The organism is Exiguobacterium sp. UBA3968 (genome assembly GCF_002385115.1).
In the GTDB taxonomy this organism is placed as follows: domain Bacteria; phylum Bacillota; class Bacilli; order Exiguobacteriales; family Exiguobacteriaceae; genus Exiguobacterium_A.
The window spans coordinates 711,765-727,166 of record NZ_DGCW01000005.1 but is presented as its reverse complement, the minus strand read 5'-3'; the positions used below and the strand labels follow the sequence as shown (position 1 = coordinate 727,166).

20 protein-coding genes are annotated in these 15,402 nt (G+C 43.1%); 16 read left to right on the top strand and 4 right to left on the bottom strand.

Annotation, left to right across the window (positions count from 1 at the left end; translation table 11 throughout):
- Positions 1-302 precede the first annotated feature (302 nt).
- The 11 genes from B3S86_RS05430 (at position 303) to B3S86_RS05380 (ending at position 7,532) form a co-directional block, all read left to right on the top strand.
- A complete protein-coding gene (locus B3S86_RS05430; RefSeq protein WP_290750026.1) occupies positions 303-1,196 on the top strand; it encodes a DMT family transporter in 894 nt (297 codons plus the stop codon).
- A gap of 28 nt (positions 1,197-1,224) precedes the next feature.
- On the top strand, positions 1,225-1,695 hold the full coding sequence (locus tag B3S86_RS05425; protein WP_290750023.1) for a hypothetical protein: 471 nt from the start codon (positions 1,225-1,227) through the stop codon (positions 1,693-1,695).
- A gap of 137 nt (positions 1,696-1,832) precedes the next feature.
- Positions 1,833-2,237, top strand: a complete 405-nt coding sequence (locus tag B3S86_RS05420; protein ID WP_290750020.1) for a hypothetical protein — start codon at positions 1,833-1,835, stop codon at positions 2,235-2,237.
- Positions 2,238-2,470: 233 nt separating this feature from the next.
- Complete coding sequence (locus tag B3S86_RS05415; RefSeq protein ID WP_290750017.1) at positions 2,471-3,349, top strand: NmrA family NAD(P)-binding protein; 879 nt, start codon at positions 2,471-2,473, stop codon at positions 3,347-3,349.
- Complete coding sequence (locus B3S86_RS05410; protein ID WP_023468121.1) at positions 3,336-3,629, top strand: hypothetical protein; 294 nt, start codon at positions 3,336-3,338, stop codon at positions 3,627-3,629. Before B3S86_RS05415 ends, B3S86_RS05410 begins: the two co-directional genes overlap by 14 nt.
- A 36-nt stretch (positions 3,630-3,665) precedes the next feature.
- On the top strand, positions 3,666-4,085 hold the full coding sequence (locus tag B3S86_RS05405) for an RrF2 family transcriptional regulator (protein ID WP_290750013.1): 420 nt from the start codon (positions 3,666-3,668) through the stop codon (positions 4,083-4,085).
- A 53-nt stretch (positions 4,086-4,138) separates the two neighbouring features.
- Positions 4,139-4,993, top strand: coding sequence for an NmrA family NAD(P)-binding protein (locus tag B3S86_RS05400; RefSeq protein ID WP_290750009.1), 855 nt, complete (start codon positions 4,139-4,141; stop codon positions 4,991-4,993).
- A 417-nt stretch (positions 4,994-5,410) separates the two neighbouring features.
- Positions 5,411-5,653, top strand: a complete 243-nt coding sequence (locus B3S86_RS05395; RefSeq protein WP_231496858.1) for a hypothetical protein — start codon at positions 5,411-5,413, stop codon at positions 5,651-5,653.
- A gap of 33 nt (positions 5,654-5,686) precedes the next feature.
- A complete protein-coding gene (locus B3S86_RS05390; RefSeq protein ID WP_035397676.1) occupies positions 5,687-5,968 on the top strand; it encodes a hypothetical protein in 282 nt (93 codons plus the stop codon).
- An 18-nt stretch (positions 5,969-5,986) separates the two neighbouring features.
- Positions 5,987-6,325 (top strand): hypothetical protein, encoded by a 339-nt coding sequence (locus B3S86_RS05385; protein ID WP_290750002.1) that lies wholly within the window; start codon positions 5,987-5,989, stop codon positions 6,323-6,325.
- Positions 6,326-6,362: 37 nt separating this feature from the next.
- Positions 6,363-7,532, top strand: coding sequence for a hypothetical protein (locus B3S86_RS05380; RefSeq protein ID WP_290749999.1), 1,170 nt, complete (start codon positions 6,363-6,365; stop codon positions 7,530-7,532).
- A 61-nt stretch (positions 7,533-7,593) separates the two neighbouring features.
- On the opposite strand, the gene B3S86_RS05375 is transcribed toward B3S86_RS05380, so the two are convergent.
- The gene (locus B3S86_RS05375; protein WP_290749996.1) at positions 7,594-9,177 is read right to left on the bottom strand and encodes a serine hydrolase domain-containing protein; all 1,584 of its coding nucleotides are present in this window, start codon (positions 9,175-9,177) and stop codon (positions 7,594-7,596) included.
- Positions 9,178-10,091: 914 nt separating this feature from the next.
- On the opposite strand from B3S86_RS05375, the gene B3S86_RS05370 reads away from it, so the two are divergent.
- Positions 10,092-10,418: a hypothetical protein gene (locus tag B3S86_RS05370; protein WP_290749993.1), complete on the top strand. Its 327-nt coding sequence runs from the start codon at positions 10,092-10,094 to the stop codon at positions 10,416-10,418.
- Between the two features lie 94 nt (positions 10,419-10,512).
- Here the strand turns inward: B3S86_RS05370 and B3S86_RS05365 are convergent, their stop codons facing one another.
- Complete coding sequence (locus B3S86_RS05365; protein ID WP_290749991.1) at positions 10,513-10,773, bottom strand: hypothetical protein; 261 nt, start codon at positions 10,771-10,773, stop codon at positions 10,513-10,515.
- A gap of 41 nt (positions 10,774-10,814) precedes the next feature.
- Positions 10,815-11,549 (bottom strand): collagenase, encoded by a 735-nt coding sequence (locus B3S86_RS05360; RefSeq protein ID WP_290749987.1) that lies wholly within the window; start codon positions 11,547-11,549, stop codon positions 10,815-10,817.
- 195 nt (positions 11,550-11,744) lie between these two features.
- Between B3S86_RS05360 and B3S86_RS05355 the strand changes: the two genes are divergently transcribed.
- A complete protein-coding gene (locus B3S86_RS05355) occupies positions 11,745-12,152 on the top strand; it encodes an RrF2 family transcriptional regulator (protein WP_290749985.1) in 408 nt (135 codons plus the stop codon).
- A gap of 77 nt (positions 12,153-12,229) precedes the next feature.
- Positions 12,230-13,132 (top strand): NAD(P)/FAD-dependent oxidoreductase, encoded by a 903-nt coding sequence (locus B3S86_RS05350; protein WP_290749982.1) that lies wholly within the window; start codon positions 12,230-12,232, stop codon positions 13,130-13,132.
- Between the two features lie 356 nt (positions 13,133-13,488).
- Here the strand turns inward: B3S86_RS05350 and B3S86_RS05345 are convergent, their stop codons facing one another.
- Complete coding sequence (locus B3S86_RS05345; RefSeq protein ID WP_290749979.1) at positions 13,489-13,821, bottom strand: zinc-binding dehydrogenase; 333 nt, start codon at positions 13,819-13,821, stop codon at positions 13,489-13,491.
- A 291-nt stretch (positions 13,822-14,112) separates the two neighbouring features.
- On the opposite strand from B3S86_RS05345, the gene B3S86_RS05340 reads away from it, so the two are divergent.
- Positions 14,113-14,412, top strand: a complete 300-nt coding sequence (locus B3S86_RS05340; protein ID WP_290749976.1) for a hypothetical protein — start codon at positions 14,113-14,115, stop codon at positions 14,410-14,412.
- Positions 14,413-14,655: 243 nt separating this feature from the next.
- Positions 14,656-15,348, top strand: coding sequence for a hypothetical protein (locus tag B3S86_RS05335; protein ID WP_290749973.1), 693 nt, complete (start codon positions 14,656-14,658; stop codon positions 15,346-15,348).
- Positions 15,349-15,402: the final 54 nt, after the last annotated feature.

Sequence of the window (15,402 nt, the reverse complement as noted above, 5' to 3'; positions counted from 1 at the left end):
CCTCAGGCGAGACACAAGCCAATTTCCTGCTTCACTTAATCAGGAAAGCGGGTCTTGTTCGTCTCTGACAACGCATAAATGCGTTTTTTACTGTAGGAGTGGCGTGTGACGCGTCATTCTTTTTGTCATGAGATAAGGGTGGAAGATCATCATTCTGCAACCCTTATCTTTGTAGAGACTGACTTTTGAGTCAGCCCCATTTCATTACTTCGAACGTCACTTCAGCAAACCGAATACCATGCTTCTCTGATACACTGAGTCATGGAAGTTACACTACGACATATTTAGAACGGAGACGAACCATGACATATTTCATGTATCTATTTTGTTTGATCGTCTGGGGACTGAATTTCATTGCTGTCAAAATCCAAGGAACACCTGTCGCCTTGGAAGTATCCCTGACCTATCGATTAGCGATGACCGCTGTTCTTTTCATCCTATTCGCGTTATTCATTAAACGAACGAACAAACCTAGCGCGACGGATATGCCTTTCATCGTCGTATTCGGTGTCTGTAACTTCGCTCTGAGTTACTTATGTCTTTATTACGCGACGATCTTAAGTTCTGCCGCCATCGTGACGTTGATTTTCTCACTCAAGGTCATTTTGACACCAATCGCTCTGCGCTTGTTTTTAAAAGAGACCCTCCATGCGCGCGTTTGGATTGGCGGATGTTTTGGTATCATCGGCGTCGGTGTCCTGATTGTTCCGAGTCTAAGTAGCATCGATGGACTGACCGATTTAAAAGGGGTCTTGATTGCCTTGGTCGGCACGCTATTGACGTCAGTGGGTGACGCCAGTTCAGCGCGTAACGCCAAACAACGAATCAACCCGGTCCACGCCAACGCGATTGGATTTACTGTCGCGAGTCTACTGATGGGCGCTATCGTCTGGTTCCAAGGAACACCGCTTACGCTCCCGACAACCGTCACCTATCTTTCTGCTTTACTGTATTTAACCGTGATCGCATCATTTCTTGCCTGGCTGTTTTATTTGAAACTCGTCGAACGGATCGGTGGTGCGAAGAGCGGCTATATGGTGGCACTATTCCCTCTAATCGGTGGTGTTGCTTCAGTATTGATCGGTGAATCGACGCTGTCTCTTCCTTTAATCATCGGGTGTCTATTTAGTTGCATCGGGGCTTCGGTTGCTCTAGGGATTCGTCCGTTTCGGCAACGAAATAAAGTATTCAGCTAATGTCAATTCATGAACCGGAGTGATGAACATGTCTTCTCAAATTAGATGTACGTATGATTTTTTAAATTCACCGAACTCTATTTCAAATTCTTCAGCAAGGGACACCCCCACCATTCTGTCGATTGAAGCGAATGTCAAAATCATCATTGATCAAGCACTATATCTCGAAACATCGATAGCCATCTTCGAGTTTTATAAATCGTTGTATCGGTGGAAAAGACAGGTGACGTCGATCTTCATTCCTGCCTTCTCTTATTACTCGGTGGAGTTTGATCATGATGAAGAAGGGGCAATCGTATCGATGGTCCCTTTCACGGATCAAGGTCGCATTCAATCGATATGGGGCGACGAACGGATGAACACTGTTATTCCTCTCGACACCTTGGTGACATGCTTGTCTGATTTAAAAAGGCAACTTCGATTCGATCTTGAAGCGTACTTCGACATTCAGCTGGATGCCTTCATCCGTCACATTCCCTATTCGTCATCAAAACTTTAATAGAATGAGGAGACTTCTATATGCTTGATTTATCTCGGTTCCAGATCGAGCTTGATATCAAGAAACCAACATCCTATTTTCAGTCAACACCAGAACGCCGTATCCGCTTTTTAATGGAAGACCTAAATGCCTCGTAATTGAAAGAAATTCTTCAGACGATTTTTCAAGAAGACAGATCCATCCACCTTCTATTCGTTGCTGCATACATCCATTATCATCGGCGCTACTTAGCAAAGGCACGAGTATGCTCATCGATCACGATTCGAAACTGGAAAGAGTATATCGTGGAAGATGAAGTAGCTCATACGGGTGTCGTATATGCACATGTGAAACATATAAAGCTAGATGAAATCATCTCCTACTGCTTAAGCGTCTATCGAGGGCACACGCCAGCTTATATCGTCTTCTATGACTCGGATTTCCTTTTGTATGTGTCGACTGATGTAGTGGATGTCATCGGAACAGACGTGAATGCGATTAAGACACTCAAGGAAACATACGCGTACATTTACGATAGCCTTCACAACAAGTACGTAAAGTAATATTCATAATAAACCTAGATATGTAAACATAAGTATTAATAATTAATTTTTTTGATTATTAAGGTTCATATATTGAATAAATGGAATACTTATTTATGTTTTTAGCAGGAACTATCATCTATCCAGTATTTGAAGGATAATTAGGGTATTATATAACTAATACAAGTATTTTATTTACCATTTTCCAACATCAGTGATGCCTCGTTCACCTAAGAGAGGAAAGGAACCTTCCCATGATTTTCATTACGGACTTTTCTTCACCGATCGGGCAGCTCGTCAGCCAACGTATGCGCACGGAAGAACAGCCTTTTTGCATTGGGGTATCCGATCCACAAGCCGCTTCCGAATTATATGGAGAGCATTTTGACTTTCGTCGATTCGATGTCCAGGATGCCTCGACGTTCGTAGAAGCACTCGCAGGTTGCGATCAAATCTTTCTCGAATTTCCTGCAAACGCGAGCTTGGAGACATTCGAATATTTTATTCATTATCTCAGACAGACTGCCCTGCAACACATCGTCTACCTCTCAGCCAAAGACGCACTATCCCTCCCATTCACGCCACATCATCGTATTGAAGTCGTCATTCGCCAAACCGACATTCCCTACACGACCATTCGTCCTAGCTACTACATGCAGCATTTAAACATGTTCATGCGAGATATGTTACGAGATCATGCACACCTCTTCGCACCGGCAGGAATTGGTAAGACGTGCATGATTGATGCCCGTGACGTAGCGACCGTCGTGATGACGTGTCTTGAAAACCCAGCCACTCACTTCAATAAAATCTATACGATCAGCGGTGAAGCGGCTTACAATTTTTACGAAGTCGCCCGGCTTCTCGGAGAAGAACTTGAAACAGAGATCATGTATACGAACCCGTCGATTGATTTTTTCCGGTCCTTTATGATGCAACATGGATTGTCTTACGAAGAAACCAATGAAATCATCAAACTTCATGTGCCGATCTTATTAGGTCTAGCGGATGAGACGGATAACCACTTTCTAGAACTAATTGGTGAACGACCGATCACCCTTCGGCAATATATAAAAGACCACCTATCCGATTGGGTAAATGAAGAGGAGGGCAAAGCATATGATTACTCATGAACGAGCACTGTTCGTTCGTCAATGCATCGTCGATTATTATCACCGGCTCGGCATTCATTGTCAGGTGACGATATTCACAGAGTACCCATTGCAATTGTTGCTCGACTTCGATTCTCGAAGAGATGAACTGATTACGCCTCAACGGCGAAGCCTCTCCTGTCGGTACATTCGCGCCCACCTCATTTCTGCTTTGATCACATTCGATGATTCCTACACGCATGTTTACATGACGAAAGCGCCCTTTTCCTCCATGACGCGATATTGTCTCTTGATTGTCTGATATCATCGTCAGTCAAAAATGAAAGGAGATGCGGTCGTGCGGTTGAAACGTGCTACGGAACATGGCTTACTGACATTACTTTTTTTGGCACACACCTCAAAATCGATGACACGAAGAGGAGAATACGTAAAGACGAGAGACATTTCGCTTCAATGTAACATCTCGTACGAGCATCTCACGAAAATCATTTCAATTTTAGGAAGAGCAGGTCTTTTACGAACCCATGCTGGACGAGAAGGCGGTGTTCAACTCCTCCCATTGAGTCATACTGTCCGGGTCGGAGATGTCGTCGCGTTATTCGAACGTCCGCTTTTTCCGGGAACGCGTTATCAGGTATGTGCGTTAGATCAACTATTAGATGTTGCACTGATTTCATTCTTTAATACGCTCAATCAAGTTACGATAAAGCAATTAGCGGATGATTTACCACCTCACTTTTTCTTAGACATATCATGATTTACTTCTCATCAAACAGCAGTTCAGTCAAGTGTACAGGAAGGACGTTACACATGACGATTTTAGTAACAGGATTCACAGGAAACGTTGGACTAGCCGTCGGTCATGCAATGATGAAGCGACATATTCCCTTTCATGCGGCTGTCATCGACCCAGCAGCTGCTTCAGAGAAATTCGGCAATGCTTTTCACTATCGTCACCTGGACTACGCCGATATCTCAACGTTTTCACAAGCGTTAAAAGGCGTCGATCAACTCTTTTTGATGTATCCGTCCCAAGTATCAACACGACAGTTCCATCTCTTTCTGCGCTATTTGCGCTTCACCTCAGTCCGGCACATTGTTTATCTCTCGTTCAAGGATGTTCCAATCTTTCCGCTGACACCTCACCATACGATCGAAAAGATCATTCAAGAGACCGGTATCCCGTTTACGATCATCCGTCCCGGATACTACATGCAAAATTTGAATCTCTTCATGCGTGATGACATCCGTTTTCACGAGCAGATCGTTACGCCCGCTGGTCTTGGGAAGACAAGCATGATTGACATCCGGGATATCGCGACGTTCGTCATCCATTGCCTCGAACATCCTGCCCCCCATTTCAATCGTGTCTATACGTTGCATGGCGAGGAAGTTTTTGGCTTCCATGAAATCGCAAGTCTGATGACGCTACTCTTAGGAAAGACGATCCGTTACACGAACCCTTCGATTCCATTCTTCCAAATGAAGATGGTTCAAAAAGGATATCCGAAAAGCTACGTCAATGAAGTCATCATGTTACACCTCCCGATTAGTCTTGGACTCACGAAACGAACGAACCGTCAGTTCCGCGAGGTGACTGGTACTGAGCCGACTCCCCTAAGTCAATATATTCTCGATTATCAAGCTCACTGGGAGAAGCATTGATTCCTCTATTCTTCGTAAAAGGAAAATGACTTCCCCAAAACCTAGTCATCTCAAAGAGACACGTGTGCCTCATTCATAATCCCTTCATCCATTTGAAGGGATTTGATAGTTTATTGTGGAAAATGATTCTATATGAAGATTCTTTTGCATGATATATGACTTGATTGATTTTAATTTCCGATTTAACACTATTAATTATTCAATAAAGGAGGAGCTGGTATCCTTAAATTCATTTTGATTGGTTCACTACTTGTCGTGATTGCTTTTTTTATCTATTTTGAGCCATTTCGGATCGAACCCTATGACCCAAACGTCGAAGTAAACGGTAAAGCGATTCCAACTGTCCAAGGTTCTTATTGCTGGTCCAGTTTGTTCAGTGCTCAATGTGCGGACATGATCTATGTGGATGCTTTACACATGACTGAAAAAAGTAAACCCGTCATCGTCTCACCCTCTGACAAAATTCATCTCTCGTTTGATCGTAAACCCGATTCGCTCGAAGTCGTACGCTGGGATTCGAAAACGAAAAGTGAACAGGTTTCATTAAAAAACGACATTCTTAGCGCACCGTCTGCTCAAGGTACGTATACCTATGAGGTCGTTGCCGGATGGAACGAACATGGTGACGGTCTATCCGCCTTTTTGATTCAGGTCCGATAAAACCAACCTCACTCAAACAGGAGATGAATAATAATGCGTAAAGGTTTTCGACTCTGGCTACCCTTGCTCTCACTTGCTGTCTGTCTGTTCAATGCCTTCGGCTACGATGATAAAAACATCTTGTTGTTTCTGACGAGCCCTGTTTTCTGGCTTCTCGAATCACGATCCTTTCTTGGAACGTGGCTAGATTCCTTCCATGTCCCACTGTTCCTGATCTACATCCTGACCTTGATCAGTTGGTTCTTGATTGGCTTACTGATTGATGTCATTCTTTCTGTTTTGTTTAGACGATCGTCTAGACGCATCCATGATTAACTGAGGAGGAAAATACATATGGGACCAACCAATGACATGTGGGTGTGGGTACTTTCCTACGCATTCTTTTTCATCACGCTTATCAGTGCAATCTTCGTCGCGATCAAGCATCCAGCCTTGAGAAAAGCGTCGATCCGAGCGGTGGTAGCGATGCTTTTCCTGTATGCACTATTCATTTGGAACTCTTTGTACCGTCTTGACATTACAGAATTCAAACATTTTTACGAAGGATTGACGACACTGCGACCGTGGGCATGGATGTGTATCTTCTTATTCGCCTACACATTAAAGTGGTGGTATCTCGTATTTCTTTACACCCGTCGTTCGAGTCCTTCTTCACATGAGGTACAGCAATGAACTACATTTCCAAAAATCTTCGAAGGAGCTATCCGATATGAAATTACATCGATTCGCATCCGTCTTTTTCCTCTCGACCATCGTTTGGACGACAGCGGGTTGTACCATGATGGAAGAACAAGCGACACCGCGTGTAGCACAAAAAAATATCGCGTCACCTGAACAAGTAAACACTTCCTTGAAGAAAGCAACGACCGACTCCAATAACCAACAAGCAATCGAATTAGAAAAGCAAACGAAGCGCGTCACGTTAGGTCAAACGAAAACGTACGACCTTTCTTCATTACTGAGCAAACACCGTGTCTCGATCGATCCACAGTATTTCTACCAAAACCAGATCTTCTACTTTGACCTACAAGAAAACAAGAGTGTCATCTATACATACGATACGAAACGACAGCATAACAAAATTGTTCATGCGACGAAGAATGCAATCCCGATGATGACGGGTACAGGTGCGTTTTTACTATGGGTCGAAACGGAACAGCCGACAAAGACAGGTGTGAAATGGTCGATTCGTCAACTAAGAATTACAACGAATCAGGTGACAACGCTGGATACTGGCGAAAGTCGCTTCGATACATCTCCTCCGAGAATCGATGTCACGTCAACTCGGGTTTCCTGGATCACGCAAGAAGCGACTGCACAAAAAACGGTTTCCACGTTAAAGTCGTATTCGTTAAAAACCGGAAAGATCACACCACTCCAGTCCTTCATCTTAAAAACAGGAAAGGTACAAGACGGTCTATTCACATACGAGCACCGCGATAGCGATGACGGCGTGACCTTATACACGTCTCACTTTAACAACGGAAAGAACGTCCGTGTGCTTGAAACGCTGGATGGTGCCTACAAAAAAGAGATGTCCGGGTTAATTGATTTCAGTCGTAGTGGCACCTATTTCGCTCTCGGCACAGAAGGCGACGCCATATTCCAACCCATCGGATTGGACGAAAAGACGGTGAACTATTCTGCTTCCAGTGCCCAGACGTTGATTAACGGAATTCAATTCCTTTCGAACACACAAATCGTCTTCCGAGAAGGCATCAATCAGTTGATATATGCGGACTTAAAAGCGAAGACCGTCGCTCCTCTGACGGACTTTGAAGAGCTGGTATCGTTTCCTCTATATCATGACGGTGTACTAGCATATTGCATCACGAATGGAACGAAAACGACGTACCATCGCGTAAAAGTAGCGAAGTAATCTCGTCTGCTGAAACAAAAAAATGAATGGAGCGGCCGTCATGCGCCGTTCCATTCATTTTTCATCTTTGTAACTTACTTGACTCAACCGCCTCAAACGACCAACTTCCTTGAATGATGAGTGTTCTCTGACGCTCGATTTCTCCGATTTCCAGTAACCCCTGTTCATTCGTATAGAAGAAGTGACCAAATAACGGCTGACAGTAATACTCTTGATCTTCATCCAGCAGGATCAGTTGATCTCCTTTGACGGTCAGACCAAACGAAATCGCTCCGTTCGAATACATCCCTTCAAAAGAAGAGACGTTTATTTGGGGTTGCATCAGCTGTTCGGAGTCCATCCGCTTACAGGTTTGACCGTTCAGTACGATGAACGGAGTCTCCTCTTCCTCGTCGATGACAAAACCAACTGTCATATCTGGTTCCCTGTTCGCATCCTGTGTAAAGTAAAGATTTTCGTCAAAAGCATGTAACATCAGTTCAGTTCCATTCAGACGCATCTTGAGATGATGACCATCCGCGAAGATCTCCACTAATCCGTTCAGATTTCCTAAATAATGACCGGCGTAGGACTTCCATTTCGAGCGATTTGGCGTCTTCTTTGACGATATCTTTTGGTTCGATTCAGTTTCGAGTAACTGATCTAGGATATCGTATGCTAGATCGATACCGTAATCCTGGCTCGACATCGTGACGATCGCAAGTTCCTGCTCAGGTACAGCCAACATGAAACTCGTATATGTACCAATCGCTCCACCATGACGAATCGTTTGTATTCCTTTGTATCGTTCCGTGATGAACGATAATCCACATCCGAGTTGTTGCAGGTTATATCGACTCACTTGTGACGTCTGCATCTCGTCAATGGCAGAGGCAGTAAGTAATGGCTGATCGTCTATTTGTCCTGCTTGCAGATGTAGCAACAAAAACTTCGCATAGTCTACCGCTGTAGACATCGCAAACCAAGAGGGATAGTTCGCTGCATTGTCATAGAACGGTCTGACGACGACTTCGCTTGATTCTGTTCGCTCATGACCTAATGCCAAAGGAAATGTCATCGCCATCAGCGGATCATAAAACGTCCGCGACATGCCTAACGGCTTAAACAGGATTTCCTGCATCAAATCCGGAAAATACGTTTTCGTCACGTATTCGGCTACATACCCTGCGATGTTATATCCATGATTGCTGTAGGAAAAAATCAGTCCTGGCGGAGCAATTAATGTTAGCTGTGGCACATCTTGTTTGATGTACTGTTCCAAAGCATCCAAGTCACGACTGCCGACCATATCCGTACCATCCGGTAGCCCGGCGGTATGGCTTAGGAGCATTCTTAAAGTGATAGTCTGAGCAGCTGCCGCGTCTTGTAACGTAAAAAATGGAACATACGACTGGATTGGAACATCTATATTCAATTTTCCTAAATCAACGAGTTTCATGATTGCGGTCGCCGTCAACGGTTTACTTAACGATCCAATTCGAAAGAGCGTGTTTGCCGTGACAGGAACGCCACCCTCCTCCTTGTTCGTTACACCGAAGCCGTTGGCGTAGACGACTTCCCGTCCTCGGACGATCGCCATTGAAAACCCGGGAATGGATTGCGAGACCACTTCATCCTGAATCTGTTTTTCAAGCGCAGCAAACATACGGTCACCCCTTCATTTTTAACATAATTCTCCTTTTTGATCATACCATTATTTAGGTGGTTGTTCCTTCTACTATTTACGAGGTCTCTCATATCCGCTTTAAATAAGATTGCGAAAATTCATTCTTTCCTCCATAATATGAACATACGTTCTTATTATAAGGAGGTCCATCATGCAGCACCTTCATACCAACCCGACACATTCAATTTCTCAACACACGTCATACTCAACTCTCAGTCTTTCGATGAACGAAATCCTTTTCTTTCACGACACGTCCTCCACACCCAGTACTAACCAAATCGAAATCGTCCTGTTTATTGTGTTGCGTGAACGGATCCCATTGTCTTTGCAGACAACAGAAGATGCCGAACTTATATCGGAACGCGTGTATATCGAGGAGATTGATTTTCAAAAGCGTCAGCTTACACTTTGTCGAATCAATGATGCGTCATTAACACGGTATTGCTACGTAAAGGACGCTTCATCGCTAGCGGCTCCACGACTCTTACTTTGCCTCGTGTAACTGGTCGGTATTTGAAAACAACATCCTTGGTGCATTGTCGAATCAAGAAGTAGGAATGTTGTCATTCCCTTCTAAAACATTATGATGAAAATTAACGGTTTTAATTGGAATTAATTTTACAGTCATCTTACTTAATGGCATAATAATGGTAACCTTTTCACGAGGAGGAGATACTTTTGAAAAAACAGCTTGCTTTTGCCGGTTCTTTTGCGCTCTCAGCTATCACGATCGTCATCATTCTTAAATTAGTTGGAGTCGATCTCTAAAGCAATCACTCAAATGATGTAGATTTTTAAATCAATGATTCAATCGCTGTTATGATGTATCGTCTTCCGATCATCTGTAACAGCTTTTCTAGGTTTAATGCTGTGGAACGATCGGAAGTGATGAATTGAAAAAAGTCGGAATGAACGTTTTGGTTGTCTTTCTCCTATTATGTGGACTGCTGTTTTACTTAGACGTCCGATACGATGAACGATTCGAGCAGCACGTCAGCACAAAAGTCGAAATCTATGTCGAGAAAAAATACGGTCCAGCTCATGTCGTCTCACTCCACTCTGCTTATGACGACAAACACCGCGATAAAGAGAAACGCTATAAGATTGCCGTAAAAGTACAGGGGCAAGGACTTCAAAAAGAGGAATATTTCTTGTATCGTCTTCAAGATGATCACGTCGTCGAGATGGGCACGACGACCAGTTTGCCCAAGCGAAACTAAGTCACGAGATGCTTTCTTATTTCACACTACATATCATGAAAGGTCAGAAGATTCTTTTTTACTCGGAATCAACTGACCTTTTTGTTTAACCTTTTTAAGGCTCAGAAATACCGTAAGCCAGTAACAGCAAATAGGACATCATACAGAACGTAATAAGATGGATACCAACGAATAGCCATCTAAGTACTCGATGCTTCGTTTTGTACCCTGTGTATACGCCGACTAACGGAACGATAAACAGAAGCAGGATATAGACAGTTCCAAACCCTTTCAGACTGACTCCGCTCTTCATCAAGAAAAATAAGAAACAAAAACAGATGAATGCAAATAACGAAAGAATAACGTAACGATTCATAAGCCTTCCTCCATTACAAATACAGCTTAGCGTCTTACCGTCTAAAGATTAAAGTATTTCGAGAGCGGCACGATCCGCCCCTGCTCATGCCAGTTCCGATATGCTTCGAAAACGCGTAAGACGTCCCCGTCATATCGTTCCTCGATGAGATGGTGGATTGCGAGAAAGCTCCGCCAATAATCAAACATGATACTCGACAGACTACCGGCATAGGAGGCACTCCCAAATTGATCAATCGAGCGCGCTCCATACTCCTCCTGAAAGAGCTCGACCAGCTCTGTCTCAATTGTCGTAATTCGCTTGAATGCTTTGTCCGACAACAAGTGCTTCCGAGGCAGATACTCACACATCCCCTCTTCGAACCAGATTCCGTCTTTTCTCTCATCGTCGAATTCATCAACGAACAAATCCAAGTGATGCGTCAGTTCATGACCAGCAATCGTCAAGACGTGATCTTCCGCGAGCGTTTCATAAAACGCTCGAATATGCGGTACTTCCTTCCCATCGAGTTGAGACAAAAATAACGTTCGCCATTCTGCAACGTCTGGTGATATGTAAATTAAGTCCTTATTCGTAAATGCTGGGATCGGAATGTCCGAGAAGACGGTCGTCGCGAGTTCCGCTGACGTCCAAATGATTCCTTTCGGCACGTCGATCAGTTGATACTTCTCTTGTAAGATCGTTTGATACTCGTCTAACCGTGCTTGAAAGCGATGCGTGACCGCTTCGTATTTGTCATAGTCCGTTTTTGTCTCAAACGCAAACAGTTGTTTCATAATCTCTATCACCCTCCATCAAAAAATATACGATTTCATTTTAACATATATTGGATAACGACTAAAAAACTACCTTCCGCAGGTGGTCGTAGATTGCAGATAAACCCTTCTTTCGTTAGTTTAAGTCATATCATTTGGATACCAATAACTACATCGGTATTATAGACATATCAAGTCTGTAATTAAGGTGAGAATATGAAATTATCAAAAGCAACCAATTATGCACTCCATACAATGTTATTTTTAGCTGTAAATCAGCCTCATGATCATATTGGTGTAGCCTCGTTAGCCAAGCAACAAGGCGTTTCATCTACATACCTCTCGAAGATTTTAACTAAGCTAGTCAAAGCGGGTATGGTGTTCTCGACAACTGGAGCCACAGGTGGGTACAAATTAAAACCAAGTTGGGAAGAGATTTCATTGCTTGATGTCATCATTGCAATTGAAGGCGTACCATCCATGTCTGACGCTTGTCTGAACAACAATCCGAACTGCTTGATTCAGAAATCAATCGAGGCTGCTGAACACAAATTTTTAGATGAATTGAAACAAACACTTATTAGTGACTTATCTACTCAAGTTAATGAGACATCATCCATTTGAAACAACGTGATGTCTTATGCTTTAATTACAGACACTATGACTCTTTTATATCTGTTATCTAAAAGGAGGAAACGTTCATGAACGTATATGATTGCATCGTGATTGGTGGTGGTGCCGCCGGATCAGCTGCTGCCTTAACATTAGGAAGAGCCCGAAGACATGTTGTGCTTTTCGATGATGCTACAAATCGAAATCGTGTCACATATGAATCACACGGTTATCTGACTCGAGATGGGATTACACCGTCAGAGTTCAGGGAGATTGGATTAAAAGAATTACAAGCATATCCGTCCATCACGATTTGCAACGAAAAAGTCATCGAAGTAAAACATGACAATCAGAATCATCTGTTTGAAGTTTCAACCGGTCAGCATCGTTATATAACTGAAACGCTACTACTCGCAACCGGAATTCAAGAAGAATTCCCCCTGGAGACAATCAAGGAGTATTATGGAAAAAGTTTGTTTAGTTGTCCCTATTGCGATGGCTGGGAGATGCGAGATTTACCCTTAGCTGTCATTGCCGAAGATCAAGCTTTTGTTCACCATTTAGCAAAGCTCGTTTTCAATTGGTCGAACGATTTAGTTGTTTTTACAAACGGTTTTGCACTATCTAAAGACGTTCGGAACGATTTAGATCGTAACCACATTCAAGCATACACAACAAAAATTAAACGCCTACATGGAAAAGCAGGTATTCTAGAACATATTGAATTAGAAGATGGAACAATGGTTGCAAGAAAAGGTGGATTCGTCGTCCCTAAATTCCATCGTTCAAACGATTTGGCTCAACAATTACGATGTATATTCGATGAGAGTGGAGCCATCGTAACGGATGGAACTGGTCATACATCTGTCGAAGGGGTATACGTTGCCGGAGAGACCGAAAAACGAGGTCCTTCTTCTTTATTGATGGCAGCCGCTGATGGTTCCCGTGCAGCTGCAAGCATTAATTTCGATTTATCATCTAATCGATTTTAAGACTTCAACAAGATGATACAGGCAGTAAATGAATATGACGATCAGTTTGCCGAAGCGAAACTAAAGCAAACACCTTCTTGATACAATCGAGAAGGTCTTTTTTAAATGATATTATCTATACTAAACGATGTCATGTTCCATTCGTTTTCTTTGTAATTTATACACTCTTCTCAAGCAATGAACATTCAAAAACAATGACTTCCAAGCTACTGAATCATTTTATTTCTTCTGCAATCATCACGACGACGTTACCGAATTTTCGCCCGGTGTCGACATAACGGTGCGCTTCGACGATTTCATCAAGTGAACAGATATGGTCGTGACGGCTCTAAATCGTCCCGCTTCAAACAGTTTATTCAAATAGTGTATATCTTCTTTCCGTTCTCTCGCCACACCTTACCCCGCGACGGATGCAAAGACTCGTTTTGTTTGACGTGCCGTTTCGCTTTCGTCTTATTAATCTTTCCAGACGCATCGAAGACGGCATCGTACTTCAGCAACAATCCATCGTAGCCGTCCTTTGTATAATCGATGACGTGATCGGCACCGAGCGCTTTGACCCGCTCCGCATTTTGTCCATTACAGACAGCCGTCACCTGCAGTCCTTTTGCTTTTGCGATTCGAACAGCAGCCGTTCCGGCAGCGCACGATGCAACGTAAATCAAGATTGGAGTGGACGACAGATGCATACACTTTGATGAGTACTACAGTTGATTTCGGATCCAAACGAGGTATCACTCTAATATGCACAACATCCAGTGGTTCGTAGCAGGTACAGATGGCTAGCTTTATCGTAATTCCTCCTCTGATCGAGATGATGGTATTTTATCAATCATACGTAGTTTATGCCTGAATTCCTTTCATTTCAAAGCAAGAAAGATTTTTCTGATTTACATCAATCGGTGTCGCAACTGGTAAAATTTATATAATAATATGATTTCATCTAACCCTATTAACTGACGAAAGTAGGTGCCTGATTCATGCCGACGCGTCATTGGCTTTTCGCTTTTATTCTATTCCTTTGTATGCCGCTTGGTTCCTGTACACACGAGAACGATGCACGTGTCGTCGAAGAGATTACAGGAGACACGTTATTCGTCGCTCCGAGTGAACAAAAACCGGACGAACAGTATGCTTTGACAAAGATTCGCGTCACAACGGATACGATCGTGTATGGCAAAACAGATAACACGGCTGACATTCAGACGGGTGACACGATTCAAGTGACGTTTGCAAAGGACTCGACTGTCGCGATTGAAATCCGTCGAGCAGACAACTGAATCAGAAGGGATTGTCCACAATGCTCCAAATACTTCGCCATCTACGCAATATTTTCATGCTTGCCACTGCGATTTTTGGTTCATCCTATTTTTTTCAAAAGAATATCGGAAATGATCTCAATGGTTTCTTGTACATCGGAATACTAGGTGCGATGGGTCTTTGCATTACCACAGGACTACTCTGGTATCTCAAACGAAAAGAATCGCACGGTTTTTAATAAGCTCATCAAAGGAGACACAATTATGATGATACGTCCGAAAAAGTCACACCGTGTTCAGTTGAAAGTACTCTTCGCGCTTCTGTTCACACTTTCGATGATTGGTGCTGTTTTCGCACCTCATTCTGTCGACGCAGCGACAAAGGAGTATGCGTCTTACAAGAAGCTAAAACTCGGCATGACTGCGACAAACGTTGCAAAATCGCTCTACGGAAAATCATATAAGAAATACATAAAGAAAGAGCATGGCGTCACAACACTCAAACAAAAAGCTGCATTACGAGAAATTGAAGATGACTATGCTTTGTACGCTTTTGCCTTTTATCCCTATGAAGTAACAGACGATCATTGGTTTAAGCAAAGAATGCATCTGATTTTCAGGACGAAACAAAACGGTCACACCTTATACCTTGCAGAGAAGGAATACATCCCTAAAACACCGTCAAAGAAACGACTCTTACCTGGAAAGAAGATCAAGCCCGGCATGACGCTAGCTGACGTCGATCGTGTTCTTTCAGGTATAGGACTTGGTGTCATGACGCTTCATCATACAGAAGATTACTCTACGATTGGAGAAGTCTATGCTGAAGGCACAGTCGTGTACCGAGAAAAACAGGGGACGCTTCTCTACTCGTATCGAAATCCAACGGGTGATGCATTAATGATCGTTGCATTTAAATATGATTTCGATCAAAAGAGGTATATCGCTCAAAAATAACGCCGGATACCAAATTTATCTTCGCTAGAATCTTTTCCATGTAAATAACCCCTC

Coding starts and splice junctions, on each gene's coding strand:
- B3S86_RS05335 (WP_290749973.1), top strand. CDS start 14,656: ATGATGATACGTCCGAAAAAGTCACACCGTGTTCAGTTGAAAGTACTC.
- B3S86_RS05380 (WP_290749999.1), top strand. CDS start 6,363: ATGAAATTACATCGATTCGCATCCGTCTTTTTCCTCTCGACCATCGTT.
- B3S86_RS05355 (WP_290749985.1), top strand. CDS start 11,745: ATGAAATTATCAAAAGCAACCAATTATGCACTCCATACAATGTTATTT.
- B3S86_RS05360 (WP_290749987.1), bottom strand. CDS start 11,549: ATGAAACAACTGTTTGCGTTTGAGACAAAAACGGACTATGACAAATAC.
- B3S86_RS05430 (WP_290750026.1), top strand. CDS start 303: ATGACATATTTCATGTATCTATTTTGTTTGATCGTCTGGGGACTGAAT.
- B3S86_RS05365 (WP_290749991.1), bottom strand. CDS start 10,773: ATGAATCGTTACGTTATTCTTTCGTTATTTGCATTCATCTGTTTTTGT.
- B3S86_RS05345 (WP_290749979.1), bottom strand. CDS start 13,821: ATGCATCTGTCGTCCACTCCAATCTTGATTTACGTTGCATCGTGCGCT.
- B3S86_RS05390 (WP_035397676.1), top strand. CDS start 5,687: ATGCGTAAAGGTTTTCGACTCTGGCTACCCTTGCTCTCACTTGCTGTC.
- B3S86_RS05350 (WP_290749982.1), top strand. CDS start 12,230: ATGAACGTATATGATTGCATCGTGATTGGTGGTGGTGCCGCCGGATCA.
- B3S86_RS05385 (WP_290750002.1), top strand. CDS start 5,987: ATGGGACCAACCAATGACATGTGGGTGTGGGTACTTTCCTACGCATTC.
- B3S86_RS05400 (WP_290750009.1), top strand. CDS start 4,139: ATGACGATTTTAGTAACAGGATTCACAGGAAACGTTGGACTAGCCGTC.
- B3S86_RS05410 (WP_023468121.1), top strand. CDS start 3,336: ATGATTACTCATGAACGAGCACTGTTCGTTCGTCAATGCATCGTCGAT.
- B3S86_RS05415 (WP_290750017.1), top strand. CDS start 2,471: ATGATTTTCATTACGGACTTTTCTTCACCGATCGGGCAGCTCGTCAGC.
- B3S86_RS05395 (WP_231496858.1), top strand. CDS start 5,411: ATGACTGAAAAAAGTAAACCCGTCATCGTCTCACCCTCTGACAAAATT.
- B3S86_RS05425 (WP_290750023.1), top strand. CDS start 1,225: ATGTCTTCTCAAATTAGATGTACGTATGATTTTTTAAATTCACCGAAC.
- B3S86_RS05340 (WP_290749976.1), top strand. CDS start 14,113: ATGCCGACGCGTCATTGGCTTTTCGCTTTTATTCTATTCCTTTGTATG.
- B3S86_RS05375 (WP_290749996.1), bottom strand. CDS start 9,177: ATGTTTGCTGCGCTTGAAAAACAGATTCAGGATGAAGTGGTCTCGCAA.